The organism is Pseudomonas sp. DTU_2021_1001937_2_SI_NGA_ILE_001 (assembly GCF_032463525.1).
Classification (GTDB): Bacteria; Pseudomonadota; Gammaproteobacteria; order Pseudomonadales; family Pseudomonadaceae; genus Aquipseudomonas.
In genome coordinates this window covers 3339760-3363125 of sequence record NZ_CP135971.1, presented here as the reverse complement: position 1 = coordinate 3363125, position 23366 = coordinate 3339760, and the positions used below count along the sequence as shown (strand labels likewise).

The following is a 23366-nucleotide window of genomic DNA, read 5'->3' as shown; positions in this document are numbered from 1 at the left end:
ACTGCCGAGTTCCGCTCAAGCGGTACGGACTTCGCTCAACAGCTCGGGGTGTCTGTCCAGTACCTTGAGCAGCTTCACCAGGGCCACGGGGGGCTTGGCCTTGCCGTTTTCATAACGTGAGAAAGCGTTGACCCCACCGCCAAAGATTTCTCCGGCTTCGCGTTGATCGAGGCCGAGTTTCTTGCGCACGCCGCTGATGAACCCCGGATCCACCATCGATGCGTTGACCTGTTTGTTAAAGGCCAGCATTGCCTGACTGACGCGTGTCGATTCTTCGGTGTCGAGAATGGCTTCAGCGCATTCGCTGCAGAACTCGCCATTCACCGCATCAATTGTCGTGTGTTGGCCTTTGTAGAGATAGGGCAGGTCGCGAATGTCGTGGGCCAGTTCGCCAACTGCGCAGAAGGGGCATTTCATGTTCATGATTCCTTGAAGGATACGATGAGCACGTCTTCGATCACGGTCAGCTTCAGGTAGATCTCACCGACTTGGGTGTGTGTTCGGTACACGTCCTGCCAGATCCTGTGATTGGAGTGGGTCGCCATGCTCTTGCAGAAGTCTGCCGGGGTCAAAGACATCACAACCTTCAGGATTCCATTGAAATCCAGCCCCAACGCCGCACCGCCCATGAGTGCTGTTCTCGTGGAGCGAACATTTCCGGCTTCGATCAACTTTCTTACGGTGGATAGCCTGCTATGAGGCAGCCGCTTCTCCATTAAATTCACGCTAACCTAGTAGGTTATTCATGGCAAGGGAGCGGTGACTCTACTGTGCGCTGCGTGACCTGTTTATCAGGAGATGGCTGTTTGTTTTGAGGGAGATTTCCATTTCGTTGTGCTGACTTGCCTGGGCCGCTACCAGGCAAGCCAGCGGAGCCATCACTGCTTGTTGTCGAGCAGGAAATTCCCCGGTCCGCCGCCTTCCAGGGTCGGTACTTCGGCCTCGTCCTTGAGGTCCACACCCGACAGCTGCCGTCGGCAGGCCTCGCGCATCAGGTACATCAGCCGGTAGGCGGCCATGCCGTAGCTCAGACCCTCCAGGCGCACGTTGGAGATGCAGTTGCGGTAGGCGTCGTTGAGGCCGACCTTCGGTGCCCAGGTGAAGTACAGGCCCAGGCTGTCTGGCGAGCTGAGTCCTGGGCGTTCGCCGATCAGGATCACGCTCATCTTCGCGCCCAGGCGTTCACCCACTTCGTCGGCCACCGCCACCCGACCCTGTTGCACCAGGGTGATGGGCGCCAGCGACCAGCCTTCGGCGCGCACCTGCTCCAGCAGCTTTTCCAGAAATGGCCAGCTGTGGCGCTGCACGGCCAGGGACGACAGGCCGTCGGCGATCACAATCGCCAGGTCATGGCCCTTGCCGTGTTGAGCGGCATGCTCATCGAGCCGCTGTGCCGACTCCTCATTGAGCCGCCGGCCGAGGTCCGGGCGTTGCAGGTAGGTGTGGCGGTCCGGCGCGGCGCTGTGCAGCAGCAGGGTGTCGAGCTGGCGCTGCTGCAGCTGTTCGCTGATGGCTGTGTGGTCGAAGGGCAGGTGCACCGCGTCGCGGGCCTGGGCGTGGGCGAACTGGAAATCCAGCTGGGCGGCAGTGGGCAGGCTGGTGCCGGCGCGACCCAGGGCGATGCGCGCCGGGGTCAGCTGGCGCAGGTGCTGCCAGGGGTTGGCGGTGGCTGGGGATTTGTCGGCCATGCTTACCTCGTCAAGCCAGTTGCGCCAGGGCCTGGCGGAAGGCCGGCGGCAGTTCTTCGCCCATGCGCAGCTGGCCACCCTGTTGCTGGAAGATGCCCATGCGTGCCAGCCACTGCTCGAACTCCGGTGCGGCATGCAGGCCCAGCACCTTGCGGGCGTACAGCGCATCGTGGAACGAGGTGGTCTGGTAGTTGAGCATCACGTCGTCGGAGCCGGGAATGCCCATGATGAAATTGATACCCGCCGCGCCCAGCAGGGTCAGCAGCACGTCCATGTCGTCCTGGTCGGCTTCGGCGTGGTTGGTGTAGCAGATGTCGCAGCCCATGGGCACGCCCAGCAGCTTGCCGCAGAAGTGGTCTTCCAGGCCGGCGCGGATGATCTGCTTGCCGTTGTACAGGTACTCCGGGCCGATGAAACCGACCACGGTGTTGACCAGGAACGGGTTGAAGTGCCGGGCCACGCCATAGGCGCGGGTCTCGCAGGTCTGCTGGTCGACGCCATGGTGGGCGTTGGCCGACAGCGCGCTGCCCTGGCCGGTCTCGAAGTACATCAGGTTGTTGCCCAGGGTGCCGCGCTTGAGGCTCAGGCCGGCTTCGTAGCCTTCCTGCAGCACCTTGAGGCTGACCCCGAAGCTGGCGTTGGCCGCCTCGGTGCCGGCGATGGACTGGAACACCAGGTCCAGCGGCGCACCGCGCTCGATGGCGGCGATGGAGCTGGTGACGTGGGTCAGCACGCAGGACTGGGTAGGAATCTGGTAGCGCTGGATGATGGCGTCGAGCATCTCCAGCAGGGTGCAGATCGAACTCATGCTGTCGGTGGCCGGGTTGATGCCGATCATGGCGTCGCCGTTACCGTACAGCAGGCCATCGACGATGCTGGCGGCGATGCCTGCCGGGTCGTCGGTGGGGTGGTTGGGCTGCAGGCGCGTGGACATCCGCCCGCGCAGGCCCTGGGTGTTGCGAAAGCGCGTTTCCACGCGGGTCTTCTGCGCCACCAGTACCAGGTCCTGGATGCGCATGATCTTCGACACCGCCGCGACCATTTCCGGGGTCAGGCCGGGCGCCAGGGCCTTCAGGCTGGCTTCGTCGGCCTGTTCGCTGAGCAGCCAGTCGCGCAGCCCGCCCACCGTGAGGTGACTGACCGGGGCGAAGGCGCGGGTGTCGTGGGTGTCGATGATCAACCGGGTGACTTCGTCCTTCTCGTACGGAATCACCGCTTCCTGCAGGAAGTGCTTGAGCGGCACGTCGGCCAGGGCCATCTGTGCGGCGGCACGTTCGGCGTCGTTCTGCGCGGCGACCTCAGCGAGAAAGTCGCCGGAACGCGCCGGGCTGGCCTTGGCCATCAGTTCGCGCAGGCTCTCGAAGCGCCAGGTCATGTGGGCGAGGGTGTGGGTAAATCCGGCCATCGGGGGTCTCCTGTCACGGCCACTGGGCACCTCATTTAAACGACCGCCTGCCAGTGCTGGCGTTCGCAGAGGTGCCCATTGCCTGCGTGGGCGCCTGGCGATCAGCGCAACGATTGCTCGGCAGCCTGGATGGCCGCGAACTCTTCTTCCGGCGTACCGGAAACCAGGTGATGCCGGCTGTACAGCGCGAAGTAGGCGATCAACAGAGCGTAGATCACCGCCGCCCCGATCACGACCCGTGGGTCGACCAGGAAGCCTGCGACCAACGCCACGGCGGCCAGCACCAGGGCTACCGACGAAGTCAGCACGCCGCCAGGGGTCTTGTACGGGCGGGGCATGTCCGGGCGGCGTACGCGCAGGGTGATGTGCGCGGCCATCATCATCACGTAGGACAGTGTGGCGCCGAACACCGCCACCAGGATCAGCAGGTCGCCCTGGCCGGTCAGCGACAGGCCGAAGCCGATGATGCCAGGCACCACCAGGGCCATTACCGGCGCCTTGTTGCGGTTGGTCAGCGACAGGCCGCGCGGCAGGTAGCCGGCCCGCGACAGGGCGAAGATCTGCCGCGAGTAGGCGTAGATGATCGAGAAGAAGCTGGCGATCAGGCCGGCCAGGCCGACCAGGTTGACGAACTGGCTCATCCAGGTGGAACCGCCATAGACCTTGACCAGCGACTCCACCAGCGGGTTGCCGGAAGCCACCAGCGCCTGGGCACCGGCGGCGCCAGGGCCGACCAGCAGGATCAGCCCGGCGAAGGCCAGCAGCACCAGCATGGCGCCGATCAGGCCGCGTGGCAGGTCACGCTGCGGGTTCTTGGTTTCTTCGGCGGCCAGCGGCACGCCTTCGACGGCCAGGAAGAACCAGATGGCGTAGGGCAGCGCGGCCCAGATGCCCATGTAGCCGAATGGCAGGAAGCTGCTGGCGCCCTTGGCCTCGGTGGCCGGGATGTCGAACAGGTTGCTGACCTGGAAGTGTGGCGCCATCGACAGGATGTACACGGCCAGGGCGATGGCGGCCACGGCGGTAATGGCGAACATCAGCTTCAGTGCTTCGCCGGCGCCAAGAATGTGGATGCCGATGAACACCACGTAGAACACCAGGTAGATCACCCAGCCGCCGATACCGAACAGCGACTCGCAGTAGGCACCGATGAAGCAGGCGATGGCTGCCGGGGCGATGGCGTACTCGATGAGGATCGCCGTGCCGGTCAGAAAGCCGCCCCAAGGGCCGAAGGCCGTGCGGGTGAAGCCGTAGCCGCCACCGGCGGTGGGGATCATCGACGACAGCTCGGCCAGCGAGAAGCACATGCACAGGTACATGGTCGCCATCAGCAGGGTGGCGATGAACATGCCGCCCCAGCCCCCTTGGGCCAGGCCGAAGTTCCAGCCGGCGTAGTCACCGGAAATCACGTAGGCGACGCCCAGGCCGATCAGCAGTACCCAGCCGGCGGCGCCCTGCTTGAGCTGGCGGCTGGCGAAGTAGTCGGCGCTCACGGCCTCGGTTTCCACACCGCCTTGCGAGGGCGGTGTGGCAAGGGTTTCTTTGGACATGTCAGGTCTCCTTCAAGCGCCCGCCGCCGGGCGGCGGGGCGTGGTGGTGTTGGGCGAATGGCAGATCAAAAGAACCCCAATGGGTTGACGTCGTAGCTGATCAGCAGGTTCTTGGTCTGCTGGTAGTGGTCGAGCATCATCTTGTGGGTTTCACGCCCGACCCCGGACTTCTTATAGCCGCCAAAGGCAGCATGCGCCGGGTACAGGTGGTAGCAGTTGGTCCACACGCGGCCGGCCTTGATGCCCCGGCCCATGCGGTATGCGCGGTTGATGTCGCGGGTCCACACGCCGGCGCCCAGGCCGAACTCGGTGTCGTTGGCAATCGCCAGGGCTTCGGCCTCGTCCTTGAAGGTGGTCACGCCGACCACCGGGCCGAAGATTTCCTCCTGGAACACGCGCATCTTGTTGTGGCCCTTGAGCAGCGTCGGCTGGATGTAATAGCCGCTGGCGAGGTCGCCCTGCAGCGCCTCGACCTTGCCGCCGGTGAGCAATTCGGCGCCTTCCTGCTGGGCGATGTCCAGATAGGACAGGATTTTGTCGTACTGCTGCTGCGAAGCCTGGGCGCCGACCATGGTGTCGGTGTCCAGCGGGTTGCCGCGCTTGATGGCGCGGATTTTCTTCATCACCTCGACCATGAACGGTTCGAAGATCGACTCCTGCACCAGCGCCCGCGAGGGGCAGGTGCACACCTCGCCCTGGTTGAAGAACGCCAGCACCAGGCCTTCGGCGGCCTTTTCGATGAACGCCGGTTCGGCGTTCATGATGTCTTCGAAGAAGATGTTCGGGCTCTTGCCGCCCAGCTCCACGGTGCTCGGAATGATGTTCTCGGCGGCGCACTTCATGATGTGCGAACCCACTGGGGTGGAGCCGGTGAAAGCGATCTTGGCGATGCGCGTGCTGGTGGCCAGCGCTTCGCCGGCCTCGCGGCCATAGCCTTGGACGATGTTCAGCACGCCAGGGGGCAGCAGGTCGCCGATCAGCTCGACGAACAGGCTGATCGACAGCGGGGTCTGCTCGGCAGGCTTGAGCACGATGGCGTTGCCGGCGGCCAGCGCCGGGGCGAGTTTCCAGGCCGCCATCAGCAGCGGGAAGTTCCACGGGATGATCTGTCCGACCACGCCCAGCGGCTCGTGGAAATGGTAGGCGGCGGTGTGTTCGTCGATTTCCGCGCTGCTGCCTTCCTGGGCGCGGATGCAGCCGGCGAAGTAGCGGAAGTGGTCGGCGGCCAGCGGCACGTCGGCGTTCAGGGTCTCGCGCACGGCCTTGCCGTTGTCCCAGGTCTCGGCCACTGCCAGTTGCTCAAGGTTGGCTTCGATACGGTCGGCGATCTTCAGCAGGATGCGCGAGCGCTCCTGCACCGAGGTCTTGCCCCAGGCTTCGGCGGCGGCATGCGCGGCATCCAGGGCCTTGTCGATGTCGGCACGGTCGGAGCGGGGGAATTCACCGATCAGCGAGCCATCCACCGGGCTGGTGTTGACGAAATACTGGCCGGCCACGGGGGCGACGAATTCACCGCCAATGTAGTTGGCGTAGCGGGTCTTGAGGGTCAGAACGGCGCCAGGTGTACCGGGTTTGGCATAGATCATGGGAATTCTCTCCGAGCGGTTTCTTGTTGTTGTTCCAACGGGTGAATGACAGCCTGGCCTGAACTATGAGCGGCTTTCATGCGCTCGACTTGACCGCACCGCGCAGTGGCTGTCGTCTGCGGTCAAGTTTCAGCGCAGGGCACGCCGGGTGTCGCACAAGGTCAAGAACGCTGCCCGAGCGGGGTGCAGGTGTTTCCATATGACCCGTTTTGGGGCGTTTTCGGACGTCAAGTATGGATGGGCAGCAGCGCGGGCTCCGGTCCAGAGGCGCTGGGGCTGACGGGCGTGTTTCTTGCTTTCTGAAATAAATTGTTTCGAAGGAGGCCACGATGAGATCGCTTCTCACCCAGCCCGACGGCCCAGGAGGGCTGCACTTGATGGGCGGCGCCCAGGGCAACGCCGGTGTGCTGGCGGCAGCGGCCAGCGGCCTGTGCAGCTTCATCGAAAAGCACGGCGGCGACCCGGACCGCATCCTCGGCATGTCGGGCATCGACCCGGAGGCGCTCGGCCACCCGACCCTCAGCCTGGCCCTGCCCAATTATTGCCAGGTGCTGGAAGAGGCCTCGCGCCAGTCGGGTTGCGACAACTTCGGCCTGTACTATGGCCAGCAGTTCAAGCCGCAGGCGCTGGGCCTGCTGGGCTACATCGGGCTGTGTTCGGCGACCGTGGAACAGGCACTGATCAACTTCGCCCGGGCCTTTCCGCTGCACCAGCGCAATAGCCTGATCCGCCTGGTCGACGACGGCGAGTGCTACCGCTTCGACTACCAGGTACGGCACGGGGCAATTCTGTGCCGACGCCAGGATGCCGAGCTGACCCTGGGCATGGCGCTGAACCTGGTGCGCCATGGCCTGGGCAGCCAGTGGGCGCCGCGTGCGGTGCATTTCGAGCACCCGCGGCCGGAGCACTGGCATGAGCACTGCAAAGTCTTCGACGCACCGGTGTATTTCGAGCAGCCGTTCAATTCGCTGCTGATTCCCAAGCGTGGCCTGCAACGCGCCATGCCCCAGGGCGACCCGGTGTTGCTGCTGGTGATGCAGGACTCGCTGAGCCAGCTGAGCCGCCTCAGTGGTCGTGGCGAGCTGCCGATCACCGATGACGTGCGCGAGCGGGTACGCCAGCAGTTGCTGATCGGCGAGCCGGTGCTGGAGGACGTTGCGGCGCAGATGGGCATGACCAGTTGGTCGCTGCAGCGGCGCCTGCGCGAGCAGAACCTGAGCTTTTCCATGGTGGTGGACCAGTTGCGCCGCGAGCTGGCCACCCATTACCTGCGCCAGCACCAGTTGCCGATTTCCGACCTGGCGCCGCTGCTGGGCTACTCGGAAACCAGCGCCTTCTCCCGCGCCTTCCGCCGCTGGTTCGGCGTCAGCCCCCGGCAATGGCGGCGCGAGGGCTGATTGCGGGCTTCCAAGGACCGGCGTTGGCCGCCATACAGTTCGATTAAGCGCTTTGTGGCTTTGTGGCTTTGTGGTTTTGTGGCTTTGAGGGAGCGAGCTTGCTCGCGATAGCTGCGTCACGTTCACAGCAGATGCATTGGGTTTGCTGACCTGTTCGCGAGCAAGCTCGCTCCCACAAAAGCCCAAGAGCTCTTAACTGACCCGTATTGGCTTTGGCCGGGATGTCCTTTCGTGGAGTAAGCCGCCCTGCCGGTGCAGGTCTACACCCGAGTTTCCAAAAGCTGCTTCGGGAACTCGCCTGCCTTGCCGGCATTTCGACCGTTCATCGCCAGTCGACAGCCGGTTGTCCTGGCTTCATTTCTCAATCGCCAATCAATCGCAGATGCTTGCCTTGCCCGTCGTTACGGGCGTTGCCGAACCGTTTCAGGTCGTTTCGGTCTGAAGCGCACGATGCTTCACAAGGCATACCAATCGAACCTTTCGATATTTCAAAGCAATTTTTTGTGCTTTTTTTCGATAGGTAAACCGCTAGTCTGATCACACGTCTTACAGGGTATATGGCGATGCAGCTACGTAATTCAGCTTCTCGGTACGGTCTGGTCAGCAGAGTGCTGCACTGGGGTGTGGCGCTCACGGTCTTTGGCCTGTTCGGCCTGGGGCTGTGGATGGTGGGGCTGGATTACTACGACAGCTGGCGCAAGGCCGGGCCCGATCTGCACAAGAGCATCGGCCTGGTGCTGTTCGCCGCGATGCTGGTGCGGGTCATCTGGCGCTTCGTCAGCCCGCCACCACCGCCGCTGGCCAGCTACAGTCAGTTGACCCGTATCGGTGCGGCCTTCGGCCACCTGTTTCTGTATGTCGGGCTGTTCGCGGTCATGACCGCCGGTTACCTGATCTCCACCGCCGATGGCGTGGGCATTCCGGTATTCGGTCTGTTCGAGGTTCCGGCGCTGGTCAGTGGCTTGCCGCAGCAGGCGGAGCTGGCCGGGCAGATCCACCTCTATCTGGCCTGGGCCATCGTGATCTTCGCGGTGCTCCATGGTCTGGCTGCTCTGAAACACCATTTCATCGATCGTGACGTGACCCTCAAGCGCATGCTGGGTCGTAATTGATAGCTCAACCAAAAAGGGAATAAAGCATGTTGAAGAAGTCTCTCGCCGCTCTGGCCCTGGGTACTGCACTGTTCACCGCTGGCCAGGCCATGGCTGCCGACTACGTGATCGACAAAGAAAATCAGCACGCCTTCATCGACTTCAAGATCAGCCACCTGGGCTACAGCTTCATCTACGGTACTTTCAAGGACTGGGGTGGTGAGTTCAGCTTCGATGCCGCCAAGCCGGAAGCGAGCAAGATCTCGGTCGACCTGAAGACCAACAGTCTGTTCACCAACCACGCCGAGCGTGACAAGCACATCATGAGCAAGGACTTCCTGGACGCTTCCAAGTATCCGGATGCCAAGTTCGTCTCCACCAGCGTGAAGTCCACCGGCGAGAAAACCGCTGACGTGACCGGCGACCTGACCCTGCACGGCGTCACCAAGCCGGTGGTCATCAAGGCCACCTTCAACGGCGAAGGCAAGGACCCATGGGGCGGCTACCGTGCCGGCTTCAACGGCACCACCACCCTCAACCTGAACGACTTCGGCATCAAAGGCCCAGGCCCGACTTCCCAGACCCTGGACCTGGACATCAGCTTCGAAGGCGTCCAGAAGAAGTAAGCGTTGCAGATACAAAAACGCCGACCCTAGTGGTCGGCGTTTTCGTTTCAGGCCTCCTGGCCGTCGCGGTTGCGGGTCAGCAGGGCGGGTTTTTCACCCCGGGGCCGGCTGGGCAACTGATCGAGCATTTCCGCAGACGGGAAGCGATCGATCTTCGACTCCTTGTGCATGATCTTCGGCTGCGGCGGTGCCTGACGCTCAGGCGCACGCACCGCAGGCTCTTCACGCATGGCGCGGCGGTCACCCCGTGGCTGACCGTTGCGGCCTGCAGCGCCGGAACGTGCGGCACCGTTGCTGCTGCGCTTGCCCTGCTGGCCCTGGCCAGCGTTGGCGTTGCGCGGGGCGCCGCCATTGCTGCGTGGCTGACCCTGGCCTTGTGGGCGGGCGCCCCCATTGCCAGCAGCACCCTGGCCACCGTTGCGACGGCCACGCTGGCCTTGCTTGTTCTGGTAGGGGCTGACGTAGTCGGCGCGGTTGCCGAAGTTGTCGATATCGTCGTCCAGGAACTCTTCCGGATCACGGTCGGCTGGCGGGCGTGGAATGCTGGCGCGGGCTTGCTGTGGCTGCGGCTCGCGACCGGTGCCCTCGCGGGGCTTCTTCTCGCGTTGCTTGCGCGCCGGACGCTCGGCGGCGGCCTGCTTGTCCTTCTCCTTGGGCTTGTCTTTGGCCTGGCCCTTGTCCTTGCCCTTGTCGCGGCGGCCACCGCTGCCTTTCTCTGCCTTTTCGCCGCCTTCGCCACGGGCGTTGCGCGGGTTGCGCGGCTGGCGTGGTTCACGCACTTCCGGCTTCTCGGCTTCTACGGCGTTGATGTCGAAGCCCTGCAGGTCCCCGTCGGGGATCTTCTGCTTGGTCATGCGCTCGATGCTCTTGAGCAGCTTCTCTTCGTCGGGGGCGACCAGCGAGATCGCCTCGCCCGTGCGGCCGGCACGGCCGGTACGGCCGATGCGGTGCACGTAGTCTTCATCGACGTTGGGCAGCTCGAAGTTGACCACGTGGGGCAACTGGTCGATGTCCAGGCCGCGGGCGGCGATGTCGGTGGCGACCATGATGCGCACGTCGCCGGCCTTGAAGTCGGCCAGGGCCTTGGTGCGGGCGTTCTGGCTCTTGTTGCCGTGGATCGGCACGGCGCTCAGGCCCTGCTTGGTGAGGTATTCGGCCAGGCGGTTGGCACCGTGCTTGGTGCGGGTGAACACCAGCACCTGTTCCCAGGCACCCTGGGTGATCAGGTGTGCCAGCAGGGCGCGCTTGTGGCTGGCGGGCAGGCGGAACACGCGCTGCTCGATACGCTCGACCGTGGTGTTCGGTGGGGTGACCTCGATACGCTCCGGGTCATGCAGCAGCTTGCCGGCCAGGGCGACGATGTCGTTGGAGAAGGTCGCCGAGAACAGCAGGTTCTGGCGCTTGGCCGGCAGGCGGGCGAGGACCTTCTTGACGTCATGCACGAAGCCCATGTCGAGCATGCGGTCGGCTTCGTCCAGCACCAGGATCTCGACGTGAGAGAGGTCGACGCTGCCTTGGCCGGCGAGGTCCAGCAGGCGGCCGGGGCAGGCCACCAGCACGTCCACGCCCTTGGCCAGCGCCTGGACCTGCGGGTTCATGCCCACGCCGCCGAAGATGCAGGCGCTGACGAACTTCAGGTCACGGGCGTACAGCTTGAAGCTGTCATGCACCTGGGCCGCCAGTTCGCGGGTCGGGGTCAGGACCAGTACGCGCGGCTGGCGCGGGCCATGACGCTGGGATTTGTCCGGATGACCGTTGGGGAACAGCCGCTCCAGGATCGGGAGGGCGAAACCACCGGTCTTACCAGTACCTGTCTGGGCGGCGACCATCAGATCGCGGCCTTGCAACACGGCGGGAATGGCCCGCTGTTGCACGGGAGTAGGCTGGGTATAGCCCGCCGCCTCGACGGCGCGGACTAGAGCCTCGGAGAGACCGAGGGAGGCAAAGGACATGGGAAATCCTGTTCTGGTTGGAGCTTGTGCTCAGAAATGATCGTGCCTGGCGGAATGGCGTTCGTGCTGCCAGAACCGGCGCGCTCAGGGGCGGGCGAGGTTCGGGTGCATGGTCGGGACGCGATCCCGTCCGGTGCTGCGGGGTCGGAAATCCATCTCGTGAGTGCATCGGCGCGATCGAGATGCCTTTTGCAAGACCCAGCGTCCGGGCGTAAGCCTGGCGGGAAGGCCGGAGTGTATCAGAACCCAGGTTCCGTACTGCTTGTCCGGCTGCCTGACGGTTTTATCAGGACTGTTGCTGCGAAGCAATGCCTTGGAGCCACCAGAGGCCGTCGACGTTCCGAACGGTCATGCCGGAACCTCGACGGGCGCACATTTTCAGCGCGGCAGCTTCAGGTTGTTCCAGATCGCCAGGCTAGGTTCTGCCTGGTTCAAGGTGTAGAAGTGCAGGCCCGGCGCGCCGCCCTGCAGCAGGCGTTCGCTCATCTCGGTGACCACCTGCTCGCCAAACGCCTGGATGCTCGCGGTGTCATCGCTGTAGGCCTCCAGCTGCTTGCGGATCCAGCGCGGAATTTCCGCGCCGCAGGCGTCCGAGAAGCGCGCCAGCTTGCTGTAGTTGGTGATCGGCATGATGCCCGGCACGATCGGGATGTCCACGCCCTGCTTCTGCACCCGTTCCAGGAAGTAGAAGTAGCAGTCGGCGCTGAAGAAGTACTGGGTGATCGCGCTGTCGGCACCGGCCTTGACCTTGTGCACGAAATGCTTGATGTCGTCCTCGAAGTTGCGCGCCTGCGGGTGCATCTCCGGGTAGGCCGCCACTTCGATGTGGAAGTGCGCGCCGGTTTCTTCACGGATGAAGCTCACCAGGTCGCTGGCGTGGCGCAGCTCGCCGCTGGCCATGCCCATGCCCGAAGGCAGGTCGCCGCGCAGGGCGACGATGCGCTTGACCCCGGCATCCTTGTACTGGGCCAGCAGCTCGCGCAGCTCGGCCTTGGTGTCGCCGACGCACGACAGGTGCGGAGCGGCAGGGATATTGACCTCGCGTTCCAGCTGCAACACGGTGTTGAGCGTACGGTCACGGGTCGAACCTCCGGCACCGTAGGTGCAGGAGAAGAAATCGGGTTTGAAGGCTGCCAGCTGGTGGGCAACGTTCAACAGCTTTTCATGGCCGGCTTCGGTCTTGGTGGGGAAGAACTCGAAGCTGTAGCGGCGTTCCTGGCTCATCGGAGGACTCCAGCTGCAAGCTTCAAGCTTCAAGCTTCAAGAGGGCGGTGCGCCGGTTCTTGGGGCCTGAGGCTCAAGGCGTGTGGCTGTTATGGGTTCTGTAAGAAAAGTGCCTGAGCTCGACGACTTTCATACAAAACCAGGGCTTCAAGAAGGCGGTGAGCAAGCCCAGGCTACAAGCAACGGCCCTATAGGCTTTTGCTTGCAGCTTGCGGCTTGCCCCTTGCAACTGCTCTTAGTAGCGGTAGGTGTCCGGCTTGAACGGACCTTCGACGGTCACGCCGATGTAGTCGGCCTGGGTCTTGGTCAGCTTGGTCACCACGCCGCCGAAGCCGCGGACCATTTCCAGGGCCACTTCTTCGTCGAGTTTCTTCGGCAGTACTTCAACGGTCAGGCGCTTGGCTTTCTGCTCAGGCGACAGGTCGGCGAACTTCTGCTCGAACAGGAAGATCTGCGCCAGCACCTGGTTGGCGAACGAACCGTCCATGATGCGGCTTGGGTGACCGGTGGCGTTGCCCAGGTTCACCAGGCGGCCTTCGGCCAGCAGGATCAGGTAGTCGTCGTTCTGTGCGTCAAACGCGCCAGCGCCGGTACGGTGGATCTTGTGGACCTGCGGCTTGACCTCTTCCCATGCCCAGTTCTTGCGCATGAAGGCGGTGTCGATTTCGTTGTCGAAGTGGCCGATGTTGCACACCACGGCGCGCTTTTTCAGGGCCTTGAGCATGTTGGCGTCGCAGACGTTGACGTTGCCGGTGGTGGTCACGATCAGGTCGATCTTGCCCAGCAGCGCTTTGTCGACGCTGGCTTCGGTGCCGTCGTTATCACCGTTGAGGTACGGCGAAACCACTTCGAAACCGTCCATGCAGGCTTGCATGGCGCAGATCGGGTCGACTTCGGTGACCTTGACGATCATGCCTTCCTGACGCAGGGACTGGGCCGAACCCTTGCCCACGTCGCCGTAGCCGATCACCAGGGCCTGCTTGCCCGACAGCAGGTGGTCGGTGCCGCGCTTGATGGCGTCGTTCAGGCTGTGACGGCAGCCGTACTTGTTGTCGTTCTTGCTCTTGGTGACCGAGTCGTTGACGTTGATGGCCGGGATCTTCAGTTCACCCTTGGCCAGCATGTCGTGCAGGCGGTGTACGCCGGTGGTGGTTTCTTCGGTCACGCCGTGGATGCGCTCGAGCATCTGCGGGTATTTCTTGTGCAGGATCTCGGTCAGGTCGCCACCGTCGTCGAGGATCATGTTGGCGTCCCATGGCTGGCCATCCTTGAGGATGGTCTGCTCGATGCACCACACGTACTCTTCTTCGGTCTCGCCTTTCCAGGCGAACACAGGAATGCCGGCGGCGGCGATGGCGGCAGCGGCCTGGTCCTGGGTGGAGAAGATGTTGCACGACGACCAGCGCACTTCGGCGCCCAGGGCCACCAGGGTCTCGATGAGCACGGCGGTCTGGATGGTCATGTGGATGCAGCCGATGATCTTGGCGCCCTTGAGCGGTTGCTCACCGGCGTACTTGCGGCGCAGACCCATCAGGGCCGGCATTTCCGATTCGGCGATGATGACTTCGCGGCGGCCCCAGGCGGCCAGGGAAAAGTCGGCAACCTTGTAGTCGTTGAAATCTGCGGGCGTGCTTGCAGCGCTCATTGAAGAGTCTCCATTCGATATAGATGAATGGGCGCCGTTGTGCGTTTAAGGCTCGCCGCGCAAGGCTGGCGAACAACGCCCCAACCGAGCCTGACAGGGGTAATACCTGCTGCAGCGCCCCTCGGGTGGGTGGCGGGAACGGTATCAAGAGGTGATGACCGTTTGAAAACGGGTGGCAGTATAGCCTCGCTGGCGAGCCAGCCCAAGGTTTTCTATCGGATGGCCAGCGGGTCTGCCATCATGCTCCGTATCCATTGGCCGTCGTGCAGGAGCAACCATGAACTTCCATACCCGCAAATGGGTAAAACCCGAAGACCTCAACCCCAACGGCACCCTGTTCGGTGGCAGCCTGCTGCGCTGGATCGACGAAGAGGCGGCGATCTACGCCATCGTCCAGCTGGGCAACCAGCGCGTGGTGACCAAGTACATTTCGGAAATCAACTTCGTCAGCGCCTCGCGCCAGGGCGACATCATCGAGCTGGGCATCACCGCCACCGAGTTCGGTCGCACGTCCATCACCCTGCGCTGCCAGGTGCGCAACAAGATCACCCGCAAGAGCATTCTCACCGTAGAGAAGATGGTCTTCGTCAACCTCGGTGACGACGGCCAGCCGGCGCCACACGGGCGTACCGAGATTCGCTACATCAAGGACCAGTTCGACGAGCCGGACGACGAGTAAGCCCTTTGGGCGGCGGAGCCGGTCATTCCGGTTTCAGCCGCCATGCAGTTCGATTACACCGTGGGAGCGAGCTTGCTCGCGAAGGCGGCGTCAGGTTCACAGCAAACTCAGAGACTTTGCCAGCTTTTCGCGAGCAAGCTCGCTCCCACTAAAACCGCAAAGCGCTTAACCGAGCCGAATCGGTTTTAGCCCGGACAGGGCCGTTCAGGGGGCGAAGCGACCCTCAGGCCTTGAGGCGGCGCAGCCACTCCAGGCCTTCGCTGGTGTCGCCCTTGGGGCGGTATTCGCAGCCGATCCAGCCGGTGTAGCCCAGCTCGTCGATCACCTCGAACAGGTGGGCGTAGTTCAGCTCGCCCAGGTCCGGTTCGTGGCGGTCCGGCACGCCGGCGATCTGGATGTGGCCGATACCGGCGAAATCACGACGCAGCTTCACGGTCAGGTCGCCTTCGACGATCTGGCAGTGGTAGCAGTCGAACTGCACCTTGAGGTTGTCGGCGCCCACCTGGCGGACGATGGCTTGAGCCTGGTCCTGGCGGTTGAGGAAGAAGCCCGGCATGTCACGGGTGTTGATCGGCTCGATCAGCACCGTCACCCCCGCGCCGCGCGCCTGGTCGGCGGCGTAGGCGAGGTTTTCCAGGTACACCGCCTGGTGCTTGTCGCGCAGTGCTTCATCGGGCAGCAGGCCGGCCATCACGTGGATGCGGTCGTTGCCCAGCACCTGGGCGTATTCCAGCGCCTTGGCCACACCGGCACGGAACTCCGCCTCGCGCCCCGGCAGGCTGGCGATGCCGCGCTCGCCGGCTGCCCAGTCCCCTGGCGGGGCGTTGAACAGCGCCTGCACCAGACCGTTGTCGCTCAGGCGCTGTTTCAGCTCCTGGGCGCTGTAGTCGTAGGGAAACAGGTACTCCACCGCCGCAAAGCCGTCGGCGGCGGCCGCGGCGAAGCGGTCCAGGAAGTCATGCTGCGGGTACAGCATGCTGAGGTTGGCGGCGAAACGAGGCATGGAGGCTCTCTCTTTTCAGATCAGCGGAAGGTGAGCGGGGCGAGCGCCGCAGCGCTCGCCGTGTCTCATACGAATGGCCACAGGACCAGGGTCATGGCGAAGCCCAGGGTACCCAGGATAGTCACCAGCACGGTCCAGGTGCGCAGGCCATCAGCGACGTTCAGGCCGGCCAGCTTGGTGAACATCCAGTAGCCGGCGTCGTTGATGTGCGACATCGCCAGGCCGCCACCGCCCATGGCCAGGCACAGCAGCGCCAGCTGGTTGGCCGACAGGTCGAGGGTGGCGATCAGCGGGCTGAGAATACCCGCAGTGGTCACCAGCGCCACGGTGGTCGAACCCTGCACCGCACGCAGCAGCATGGTCAGGATGAAGCCCAGGGCCAGGACCGGCAGGCCGGTGTGGCGCAGCGCCTCGGAGACCACGGCACCGATGCCGGTGTCGACCAGCACCTTGCCGAACACGCCACCGGCGCCGGCGATGAGGATCACCATGGCCACGCCCGGCAGGGCCGAACCGATCACGTCGGAGACCTGCGAACGGCTCCAGCCACGGCGCGAGCCGAGCAGCCAGGCGCACAGCAGGGTGTCGATCAGCAGGGCCACCAGCGGCGCACCCAGTACGGTCAGCACGTCACGCAGCGCGGAACCGGCCGGCAGCAGGGTGGTAGCCAGGGTGCCAAGCAGAATCAGCACGATGGGCAGCAGGATAAGCGCGATGATCAGGCCGAAACCCGGGGCAGGGGCTGCCGGCAGGCTTTTGGCCAGGCTGCTGGCGTTGGCCTCGGCACCGAATTCCTTGCTCTCGGCCACTTCACGCACGGTGGAGTAGTCGTTGCGCGCCCAGGCCTCCAGGTCGGCGTTGGTCACGTGCGGGCCGTAGACCTCGGCACGGATGTCGTCGGTCATCGGGTAGGTCTTGCGGGTCATGCGCCCGGCAATGAAATAACCGACCATGCACACCACCGCGACCAGCGGAATGCCCAGCAGCAGTACGCGACCCAGGTCGGCGCCCAACTGGCTGGCAGCGGCCACGGCACCGGGGTGCGGCGGCAGGAAGGCATGCACCGCCAGCAGCGCGGCGCACATCGGCAGGGCGAAGATCAGCAGCGGCTTGCGTGCGGTGCGCGCCACGCCGTAGGCCAGCGGCATGAGGATGATCACACCCACCTCGAAGAACACCGGAATACCGACCATGAAGCCGGCCACGGTCAGCGCCAGCGGCGTGCGCCGGTTGCCGAAGCGCTCGATGAGGGTCTTGGCCAGCGCCTCGGCGCCGCCGGACAACTCGATGATGCGCCCGATCATCGCGCCCAGGGCAATGATGATCGCGATGTGGCCAAGGGTCTTGCCCATGCCGCCCTCGATGGTCGCCACCAGGTCGGCGGGTTTAACCCCGGCCACCAGGGCGACGATGATGCTCACCAGCATCAGCGCCACGAAGGGCTGGAACTTGTACTTGAGGACCAGAAACAGCAGCAGTGCGATACCGGCACCGGCAATCAGCATCAACATGAATGGCGTCATTTCAATTCTCGTTTTTTATTGTTTTCCGGCAGCGCCGGGGCCGACCGGGCACCGCACAGGGGCACCCGGACATGGGGTTGGCATTACCACTTCGCGCCAAAGACCTCGTTGAGTTCTTCCAGCGCCTGTTCCGGCAGAGGAGCGGGTTTTGGCTCGCTCATCAGCCACAGTCGGGCGGTTTCCTCGAGTTCTTCGAGGGCATAGCAGGCCTTGGCCACCGAGCTTTCCCAGATCACCGGGCCCAGGCGTTCGAGCATCACGCCACGCACGCTGTTGGCCAGCTGCGCGACGCGCTCGGCCACGATGGGCGAGCCGGGGCGCTGGTAGCCGATCAGCGGGATGTGGCCGACCTTCATCACCTGGTAGGGGGTCAGCGGCGGCAGGATGTCGTCTTCACGCCATACGCCGGCCAGGGTCAGCGCCACCAGGTGGGTGGAGTGGGTGTGCACCACGCCACCGACTTCCGGGTTGCGGTCATAGACCTGGCGGTGCAGGGCCAGGGTCTTGGACGGTTTGTTGCCCGACACCCACTCGCCCGCCAAGTTGACCTTGGCGATGTCGTCCGGGTGCATGCGACCCAGGCAGGCGTCGGTGGGGGTGATCAGCCAGCCGTCGTCCAGGCGTGCGCTGATGTTGCCGGCGCTGCCCACGGTGTAGCCGCGGCCATACAGCAGCCGACCGACATCGCAGATTTCCTCGCGCAGGGCTTTTTCATTGCTCATCAGGCTTCTCCCGCCAGCTGTTTCAGGGCCTTGGCGAAGAAGTCGCGGGCACCGAAGTTGCCCGACTTCAATGCCAGGGCGAGCGGTTGTTCACCGTCGCTGACCGTCGCCGGTACGCCCGGGTCGATCTGCGCGCCGATCTTCAGCAGTTGCACGCCCAGGGCCTGGACCACGGCACCGGAGGTTTCTCCACCCGCGACCACGAAACGGCGCACGCCAGCGTCCAGCAGGCCCTTGGCGATCTGCCCCAGGGCGTCTTCGACCATGGCACCGGCACGCTCGGCGCCGAGTTTCTGTTGCACGGCCTTGACTTCGTCCGGGGTGCTGGTGGCGTAGATCAGTACGGTCTGCTCGGCATCGCGGGCGAAGGCGATGGCCTGTTCGACCACCGGCTGGCCGGCGGCCAGGGCCAGCGGGTCGATGCGCAGCGCCGGGCGACCGGCTTCCAGCCAGGCGATGACCTGGCCGTTGGTGGCCACCGAGGCACTGCCGGCCAACACCACTTCACCGCCAGGAATGTCGATACGTTGGGCGGCGTCGATGTCGCGCAGCTTGCCGGCCTTGCGGAAGTTGCCCGGCAGGCCCAGGGCCAGGCCCGAGCCACCGGTGAGCAGCGGCAGGTCGGCGCAGGCTTCGCCCAGGGTGTAGAGGTCGGCGTCCGACACGGCATCGGCGATGGCCATGGTCACGCCTTCGGCACGCAGTTCGGCGATGCGCGCACGCACGGCGTCGACACCCTTGGCCACGCTGTCGTAGCGCAGCAGGCCGACCTTGCCCTGGGTCTGGGCATCCAGCACGCGCAGCAGGTTGGCGTCGCCCATGGGCGTCAGCGGGTGGTTCTGCATGCCCGATTCGTTGAGCAATTGGTCTTGCACGAACAGGTGGCCACGGAAGATGGTGCGGCCATTCTCCGGGAATGCCGGGCAGGCGATGCTGAAGTCGCCGCCCAGCTTGGCCAGCAGGGCCTCGCTGACCTGGCCGATGTTGCCGGCCGGGGTGGAGTCGAAGGTCGAGCAGTACTTGAAGAAAATCTGCTCGCAGCCACGCTCGCGCAGCCACTGCATGGCGGCCAGCGATTCCTCGACGGCTTCGGCGGCCGGTGTGGTGCGCGACTTCAGGGCGATGACGATGGCATCGGCGTCGAGGCCGGCGGCCACTTCGGCGCTGGGAATGCCGATGCTCTGCACGGTGCGCATGCCGCCGCGTACCAGCATGTTGGCCAGGTCGGTGGCGCCGGTGAAGTCATCGGCGATGCAGCCCAGCAGCGGGCGGGAGGTCACGCTCATGGGTTACTCCTTGGCCTTGGGCAGTTCGATGCCTGGGAAGATCTTGATGACCGCAGAGTCGTCCTCGCGGCCGAAACCGGCGCTGGAGGCCTGCATGAACATCTGGTGCGCGGTGGCCGACAGCGGCAGCGGGAATTTGCTGGTGCGGGCGGTATCCAGCACCAGGCCCAGGTCCTTGACGAAGATGTCCACGGCCGACAGTGGCGTGTAGTCGGCGTTGAGGATGTGCGGCACGCGGTTCTCGAACATCCACGAGTTGCCGGCGCTGTTGGTGATCACTTCGTACAGGGCATCGGCATCCACGCCTTCGCGCAGGCCCAGGGCCATGGCTTCGGCGCTGGCGGCGATGTGCACACCGGCCAGCAGCTGGTTGATGATCTTGACCTTGGAGCCCAGGCCGTGGACGTCACCCAGGCGATACACCTTGCCCGCCATGCCGGCCAGCACGGCTTCGGCCTTGGCGTAGGCGTCGGCAGGGCCGGAGGTCATCATGGTCATCTGGCCCGCGGCGGCCTTGGCGGCGCCACCGGAGATCGGCGCATCGAGGTAGGCCAGGCCCTTGTCGGCCAGGCGCTGGCCCAGCTCCACGGCGAAGGTCGGGGCAACGGTGGCGCAGCCGATCACCAGGCTGCCAGGGCGCAGGCCGGCGACGGCACCGTTGTCACCGAACAATACGGTTTCGGTCTGCTCGGCATTGACCACTACTGTGATGACCACGTCGCAGGCGGCGGCCATCTCGGCCGGCGAAGCGCAGGCCACACCGCCCTCGGCGGCGAATGCCTGCACCACCTCGTTGCGCACGTCGCAGGCATGCACCTTGAAGCCATTGCGCAGCAGGGAGCGGGCAATGCCCAGACCCATGGCGCCCAGGCCGATCACACCGACATTCGATTGAGTCATTGCAGTCATCCTCGGTCTGTGCCGTCGCGCGTCATGCTGGCTGACGGCTTGATTGTTCTGAAATGTGAAGCCGATAGTGGATCAGTGAACAAATAATGTGAAGTATTTTTTCAATTTAACAAATGTTCACATCGACGAGCGGGCCTTTCGGAAGAGCATTCCTGGGAGCGCGCTGGCTCGCGAAGGGCATCACGGCGTGGCGAATCCTTTCGCGAGCAAGCTCGCTCCAACGAAGTGCCCAGGCCCTGCAATGCGCTGGCGAAGTGGACGTTCAGGTCGGCTGCCAGCGAGGCGGCAGCCGGAAATGCGGGGGAATCAGGAAACCTGGGCGGTCGCCAGCAGCAGTTCGATGCGCTGGTGGCGAATGCTGTCGGCAGCGGCGGGGGTGAGGGCGTCGTCGGTGATGAGGGTGTCGAACTGTTCCAGGGCGGCGACCTTGTACATGCCGAAGGTGCCGTATTTGGAGCTGGTGGCGATCAACACGCTGCGCGAGGCCGACTGCATGGCCGCCTGCTTGACCTCGACCTTCAGCGCCGAGGGCGTGGTGGTGCCGCGCTGCAGGTCCCAGGAACTGGTGGAGATGAACGCGATGTCGGTGGCCAGCTGGCGCAGGGTCGCCGCCGCCAGGCCGCCGACGCTGGAGATGTTGGGATGGTCGAGCAACCCGCCGGTGTGAATGACGTCCACATGGTTGGCGTCGGCCAGGGCCTGCACGATGCCGAAGTCGTTGGTGACCACGGTCATGCCCGTTAGCGCGGTGATGTGCGGGACGATCTCCAGAGTGGTGGTGCCGGCGTCCAGGTACACGGTCATGTCCGGGTGCAGCAGGCTGGCGGCCAGGCGTGCCATGGCCTGCTTCTGCGGCAGCTCGACCACCGCCTTGGACTGGTGGCTGGGCTCGCTGTGCAACTGGCTGGCGATGCGCACCCCTCCGGTGACCGAGTACGCACGGCCCTGTTGTTCCAGCAGAGCGATGTCACGACGGATGGTCATGTGCGAGCAGTCGAACATTTCCATCAACTGATGGACGCTGAGCACCTGGTGCTTGCGCAGCTGGCGCAGCATCTGCTCGCGGCGTTGGTCGGGAATCATCGGGGCGCCGCCCGGGGTGGGCGGTTTCTCGGGGGTGGACATGCTTGCTCCTGCATAGCGGCAACCGGACACAGCCCTGAGTGTACGTGCAGTGCCGGGGGCTGCCGCATTTTTTTAACACAATCCGTTCATCCGGCCCCTGGCCCAGCGCGTTCGGCGCACGGCAGCGGCAACTAGACTTGGCATTCAGGAGCATTGCATCGGCCGGCATCCGGTCTTGGCCGACGCGGCATGAAGCCAGCAGGAAGGAGCGGAGGTATGACCGTCGCTTTCGCATGCGTGTGGATCGCGCTGACGCTGCCGTACCTGTGCGCGATCATCGCCAGAGCCGCCAGCGGGTGCTTTCGCCTGCACCACAATCGCGACCCTCGGGCATTTCTGGACAACCTGCAGGGGTTGGCCAAGCGCGCGCACAATGCCCAGCTCAACGGCTTTGAAACCAACCCGGCCTTCGCTTGCGCAATACTCGCTGCGTGGCTGGCGGGCCACGTCCAGGCGGGGGTCATCAACCTCATGGCCGTGGCCTATGTGATTTCGCGTGTGCTGTTCATCACCTTCTACCTGGCCGACCTGCATCGATTGCGCTCGCTGGCCTGGCTGGCAGGCTTCGGACTGATCACCGCGCTGTTCGGCCTGGCCATCCTGCCGCCTGGCTGGACCTGGTAGGACCGGCTTCAGGCCGGGAATCCTTGCGCGGCTGAAGCCGCGCCTACCAGTCTCCAGCCCTCGGCTTAATGCTCGGTGGTCTGCGCGGCCGGCTGGCCGGTCACCGAGCGCACCAGTTTGCCGATGGTCAGCCCCTGCAGCAGGATCGACAGCAACACCACGATGTAGGTGATGCTCAGCAGCACGTCGCGCTCCGGACCGGCCGGCAGCGCCAGGGCCAGGGCCACCGATACACCGCCGCGCAGGCCGCCCCAGGTGAGGATGCGGATGGTGCCGCGCGGCACCTCGCGCCAGCGGCGCAGCAGCAGGATGCCTGGGGCCACGGTGACGAAGCGCGACAGCACGATGACCAGCGCCAGCAGGGCGGCGGCCGACAGGTGCTGCCAGGAGAACGGCAACAGCAGCAGCTCCATGCCGATCAGCGTGAACAGCAGCGAGTTGAGAATGTCGTCGAGCAGTTCCCAGAAACCGTCCATGTAGCGGCGGGTCATGTCGTTCATCGCCAGGTTGCGCCCCAGGTTACCGATGATCAGCCCCGCCACCACCATGGCGATAGGCGCGGAAACGTGCAGCTCCGAGGCCAGTGCCGAGCCGCCGATGACCAGCGCCAGGGTCAGCATCACCTCGATCTGGTACTGCTCGATGCTCTTGATCATCAGGTACACCACATAGCCGATCAGCCCGCCGTACAGCACGCCGCCAATGGCCTCATGGGCGAACAGGATGGCGGTGTCGGTCATGCTCGGGGTTTCACCCAGCTGGGCGATGCCCAGCAGCACGGTGAACACCACTACCGCGGTGCCGTCGTTGAACAGCGACTCACCCACGATGGTGGTCTTCAGCGGCTTGGAGGCGTTGGCGGTACGCAGCACGCCCAGCACGGCGATGGGGTCGGTGGGCGAAATCAGTGCGCCGAACAGCAGGCAGTACAGGTAACTGACGTGCCAGCCGAACATCGCGAACACCCACCAGGCCAGGCTGCCGATCGCGAAAGTGGCAATCAGCACGCCGAAGGTCGCCAGAAAACCGATGGGCCAGCGGTAGCTGCGCAGGTCCGCCAGGTTGACGTGCAGTGCGCCGGCGAACAGCAGGAACGACAGCATCCAGTTCATCAGCAGGTCGCCGAAGTCGATCTGGCCGATCAGTTCTTGCACGTGCTCTTCCAGGCCGGGAAAGCCCATCAGGCTCAGGCCTTGCAGGCCGAGCGAGAACAGCAGTGCGGTGACCATCACGCCGATGGTCGGCGGCAGGCCGATGAAGCGGTAGTTCACATACGTGAGCAGGGTGGTGAGGCAGATGAAAGCAGCAGCAAGTTCAAGCATCCGTAGTTC

Annotated in this window: 21 protein-coding genes and 1 riboswitch; of the genes, 5 read left to right on the top strand and 16 right to left on the bottom strand. The window is 64.4% G+C overall.

Annotation, left to right across the window (positions count from 1 at the left end; all coding sequences use genetic code 11):
- Positions 1-15: 15 nt before the first annotated feature.
- From RRX38_RS14405 to RRX38_RS14380, 6 genes are all read right to left on the bottom strand, one after another.
- Positions 16-417, bottom strand: a complete 402-nt coding sequence (locus RRX38_RS14405) for a type II toxin-antitoxin system MqsA family antitoxin (protein ID WP_295478636.1) — start codon at positions 415-417, stop codon at positions 16-18.
- Positions 418-419: 2 nt separating this feature from the next.
- Positions 420-716, bottom strand: a complete 297-nt coding sequence (locus RRX38_RS14400) for a type II toxin-antitoxin system MqsR family toxin (RefSeq protein ID WP_295478633.1) — start codon at positions 714-716, stop codon at positions 420-422.
- Positions 717-878: 162 nt separating this feature from the next.
- Complete coding sequence (eutC, locus tag RRX38_RS14395; RefSeq protein WP_295478630.1) at positions 879-1688, bottom strand: ethanolamine ammonia-lyase subunit EutC; 810 nt, start codon at positions 1686-1688, stop codon at positions 879-881.
- A 10-nt stretch (positions 1689-1698) separates the two neighbouring features.
- Entirely contained in the window at positions 1699-3093 is a 1395-nt protein-coding gene (locus RRX38_RS14390; RefSeq protein ID WP_315959679.1) for an ethanolamine ammonia-lyase subunit EutB, read from the bottom strand.
- A gap of 101 nt (positions 3094-3194) precedes the next feature.
- The gene (eat, locus tag RRX38_RS14385; protein ID WP_295478625.1) at positions 3195-4643 is read right to left on the bottom strand and encodes an ethanolamine permease; all 1449 of its coding nucleotides are present in this window, start codon (positions 4641-4643) and stop codon (positions 3195-3197) included.
- 65 nt (positions 4644-4708) lie between these two features.
- Positions 4709-6229: an aldehyde dehydrogenase family protein gene (locus tag RRX38_RS14380; RefSeq protein ID WP_315959678.1), complete on the bottom strand. Its 1521-nt coding sequence runs from the start codon at positions 6227-6229 to the stop codon at positions 4709-4711.
- Positions 6230-6558: 329 nt separating this feature from the next.
- On the opposite strand from RRX38_RS14380, the gene RRX38_RS14375 reads away from it, so the two are divergent.
- The 3 genes from RRX38_RS14375 (at position 6559) to RRX38_RS14365 (ending at position 9343) form a co-directional block, all read left to right on the top strand.
- The gene (locus tag RRX38_RS14375) at positions 6559-7626 is read left to right on the top strand and encodes an AraC family transcriptional regulator (RefSeq protein ID WP_295478619.1); all 1068 of its coding nucleotides are present in this window, start codon (positions 6559-6561) and stop codon (positions 7624-7626) included.
- A gap of 563 nt (positions 7627-8189) precedes the next feature.
- Entirely contained in the window at positions 8190-8738 is a 549-nt protein-coding gene (locus tag RRX38_RS14370; RefSeq protein ID WP_295478616.1) for a cytochrome b, read from the top strand.
- Between the two features lie 26 nt (positions 8739-8764).
- Complete coding sequence (locus tag RRX38_RS14365; protein WP_315959677.1) at positions 8765-9343, top strand: YceI family protein; 579 nt, start codon at positions 8765-8767, stop codon at positions 9341-9343.
- A gap of 47 nt (positions 9344-9390) precedes the next feature.
- Here the strand turns inward: RRX38_RS14365 and RRX38_RS14360 are convergent, their stop codons facing one another.
- The 3 genes from RRX38_RS14360 to ahcY all read right to left on the bottom strand — a co-directional run bounded on the left by RRX38_RS14360 (position 9391) and on the right by ahcY (position 14164).
- Positions 9391-11295 carry a DEAD/DEAH box helicase gene (locus tag RRX38_RS14360; RefSeq protein WP_315959676.1) on the bottom strand — a complete coding sequence of 635 codons (1905 nt, stop codon included), beginning with the start codon at positions 11293-11295 and terminating at the stop codon, positions 9391-9393.
- 378 nt (positions 11296-11673) lie between these two features.
- Entirely contained in the window at positions 11674-12519 is an 846-nt protein-coding gene (gene metF, locus RRX38_RS14355; RefSeq protein WP_315959675.1) for a methylenetetrahydrofolate reductase [NAD(P)H], read from the bottom strand.
- 235 nt (positions 12520-12754) lie between these two features.
- The gene (ahcY, locus tag RRX38_RS14350) at positions 12755-14164 is read right to left on the bottom strand and encodes an adenosylhomocysteinase (RefSeq protein WP_315959674.1); all 1410 of its coding nucleotides are present in this window, start codon (positions 14162-14164) and stop codon (positions 12755-12757) included.
- 22 nt (positions 14165-14186) lie between these two features.
- A riboswitch (S-adenosyl-L-homocysteine riboswitch) is annotated at positions 14187-14293 on the bottom strand.
- Between the two features lie 148 nt (positions 14294-14441).
- On the opposite strand from ahcY, the gene RRX38_RS14345 reads away from it, so the two are divergent.
- Positions 14442-14843 carry an acyl-CoA thioesterase gene (locus RRX38_RS14345; RefSeq protein WP_295478604.1) on the top strand — a complete coding sequence of 134 codons (402 nt, stop codon included), beginning with the start codon at positions 14442-14444 and terminating at the stop codon, positions 14841-14843.
- A 223-nt stretch (positions 14844-15066) separates the two neighbouring features.
- Here RRX38_RS14345 and otnI read toward each other — a convergent pair whose 3' ends face one another.
- From otnI to RRX38_RS14315, 6 genes are all read right to left on the bottom strand, one after another.
- A complete protein-coding gene (gene otnI, locus RRX38_RS14340) occupies positions 15067-15846 on the bottom strand; it encodes a 2-oxo-tetronate isomerase (protein ID WP_295478602.1) in 780 nt (259 codons plus the stop codon).
- 65 nt (positions 15847-15911) lie between these two features.
- Positions 15912-17369: an SLC13 family permease gene (locus tag RRX38_RS14335; RefSeq protein WP_315959673.1), complete on the bottom strand. Its 1458-nt coding sequence runs from the start codon at positions 17367-17369 to the stop codon at positions 15912-15914.
- 83 nt (positions 17370-17452) lie between these two features.
- Positions 17453-18091 carry an aldolase gene (locus RRX38_RS14330; RefSeq protein ID WP_295478596.1) on the bottom strand — a complete coding sequence of 213 codons (639 nt, stop codon included), beginning with the start codon at positions 18089-18091 and terminating at the stop codon, positions 17453-17455.
- A complete protein-coding gene (otnK, locus tag RRX38_RS14325; RefSeq protein WP_315959672.1) occupies positions 18091-19377 on the bottom strand; it encodes a 3-oxo-tetronate kinase in 1287 nt (428 codons plus the stop codon). Before otnK ends, RRX38_RS14330 begins: the two co-directional genes overlap by 1 nt.
- Positions 19378-19380: 3 nt before the next feature.
- The gene (ltnD, locus tag RRX38_RS14320; RefSeq protein ID WP_315962684.1) at positions 19381-20352 is read right to left on the bottom strand and encodes an L-threonate dehydrogenase; all 972 of its coding nucleotides are present in this window, start codon (positions 20350-20352) and stop codon (positions 19381-19383) included.
- A gap of 240 nt (positions 20353-20592) precedes the next feature.
- Complete coding sequence (locus RRX38_RS14315; RefSeq protein ID WP_315959671.1) at positions 20593-21411, bottom strand: DeoR/GlpR family DNA-binding transcription regulator; 819 nt, start codon at positions 21409-21411, stop codon at positions 20593-20595.
- A 216-nt stretch (positions 21412-21627) separates the two neighbouring features.
- On the opposite strand from RRX38_RS14315, the gene RRX38_RS14310 reads away from it, so the two are divergent.
- The gene (locus RRX38_RS14310) at positions 21628-22035 is read left to right on the top strand and encodes an MAPEG family protein (protein WP_315959670.1); all 408 of its coding nucleotides are present in this window, start codon (positions 21628-21630) and stop codon (positions 22033-22035) included.
- A 65-nt stretch (positions 22036-22100) separates the two neighbouring features.
- On the opposite strand, the gene RRX38_RS14305 is transcribed toward RRX38_RS14310, so the two are convergent.
- On the bottom strand, positions 22101-23357 hold the full coding sequence (locus RRX38_RS14305) for a sodium:proton antiporter (protein ID WP_315959669.1): 1257 nt from the start codon (positions 23355-23357) through the stop codon (positions 22101-22103).
- Positions 23358-23366: the final 9 nt, after the last annotated feature.

Bases quoted from the DNA above. Each gene is read 5' to 3' on its own strand.
- RRX38_RS14405 (WP_295478636.1), bottom strand. From the start codon at position 417: ATGAAATGCCCCTTCTGCGCAGTTGGCGAACTGGCCCACGACATTCGC.
- RRX38_RS14400 (WP_295478633.1), bottom strand. From the start codon at position 716: ATGGAGAAGCGGCTGCCTCATAGCAGGCTATCCACCGTAAGAAAGTTG.
- eutC (WP_295478630.1), bottom strand. From the start codon at position 1,688: ATGGCCGACAAATCCCCAGCCACCGCCAACCCCTGGCAGCACCTGCGC.
- RRX38_RS14390 (WP_315959679.1), bottom strand. From the start codon at position 3,093: ATGGCCGGATTTACCCACACCCTCGCCCACATGACCTGGCGCTTCGAG.
- eat (WP_295478625.1), bottom strand. From the start codon at position 4,643: ATGTCCAAAGAAACCCTTGCCACACCGCCCTCGCAAGGCGGTGTGGAA.
- RRX38_RS14380 (WP_315959678.1), bottom strand. From the start codon at position 6,229: ATGATCTATGCCAAACCCGGTACACCTGGCGCCGTTCTGACCCTCAAG.
- RRX38_RS14375 (WP_295478619.1), top strand. From the start codon at position 6,559: ATGAGATCGCTTCTCACCCAGCCCGACGGCCCAGGAGGGCTGCACTTG.
- RRX38_RS14370 (WP_295478616.1), top strand. From the start codon at position 8,190: ATGCAGCTACGTAATTCAGCTTCTCGGTACGGTCTGGTCAGCAGAGTG.
- RRX38_RS14365 (WP_315959677.1), top strand. From the start codon at position 8,765: ATGTTGAAGAAGTCTCTCGCCGCTCTGGCCCTGGGTACTGCACTGTTC.
- RRX38_RS14360 (WP_315959676.1), bottom strand. From the start codon at position 11,295: ATGTCCTTTGCCTCCCTCGGTCTCTCCGAGGCTCTAGTCCGCGCCGTC.
- metF (WP_315959675.1), bottom strand. From the start codon at position 12,519: ATGAGCCAGGAACGCCGCTACAGCTTCGAGTTCTTCCCCACCAAGACC.
- ahcY (WP_315959674.1), bottom strand. From the start codon at position 14,164: ATGAGCGCTGCAAGCACGCCCGCAGATTTCAACGACTACAAGGTTGCC.
- RRX38_RS14345 (WP_295478604.1), top strand. From the start codon at position 14,442: ATGAACTTCCATACCCGCAAATGGGTAAAACCCGAAGACCTCAACCCC.
- otnI (WP_295478602.1), bottom strand. From the start codon at position 15,846: ATGCCTCGTTTCGCCGCCAACCTCAGCATGCTGTACCCGCAGCATGAC.
- RRX38_RS14335 (WP_315959673.1), bottom strand. From the start codon at position 17,369: ATGACGCCATTCATGTTGATGCTGATTGCCGGTGCCGGTATCGCACTG.
- RRX38_RS14330 (WP_295478596.1), bottom strand. From the start codon at position 18,091: ATGAGCAATGAAAAAGCCCTGCGCGAGGAAATCTGCGATGTCGGTCGG.
- otnK (WP_315959672.1), bottom strand. From the start codon at position 19,377: ATGAGCGTGACCTCCCGCCCGCTGCTGGGCTGCATCGCCGATGACTTC.
- RRX38_RS14315 (WP_315959671.1), bottom strand. From the start codon at position 21,411: ATGTCCACCCCCGAGAAACCGCCCACCCCGGGCGGCGCCCCGATGATT.
- RRX38_RS14310 (WP_315959670.1), top strand. From the start codon at position 21,628: ATGACCGTCGCTTTCGCATGCGTGTGGATCGCGCTGACGCTGCCGTAC.
- RRX38_RS14305 (WP_315959669.1), bottom strand. From the start codon at position 23,357: ATGCTTGAACTTGCTGCTGCTTTCATCTGCCTCACCACCCTGCTCACG.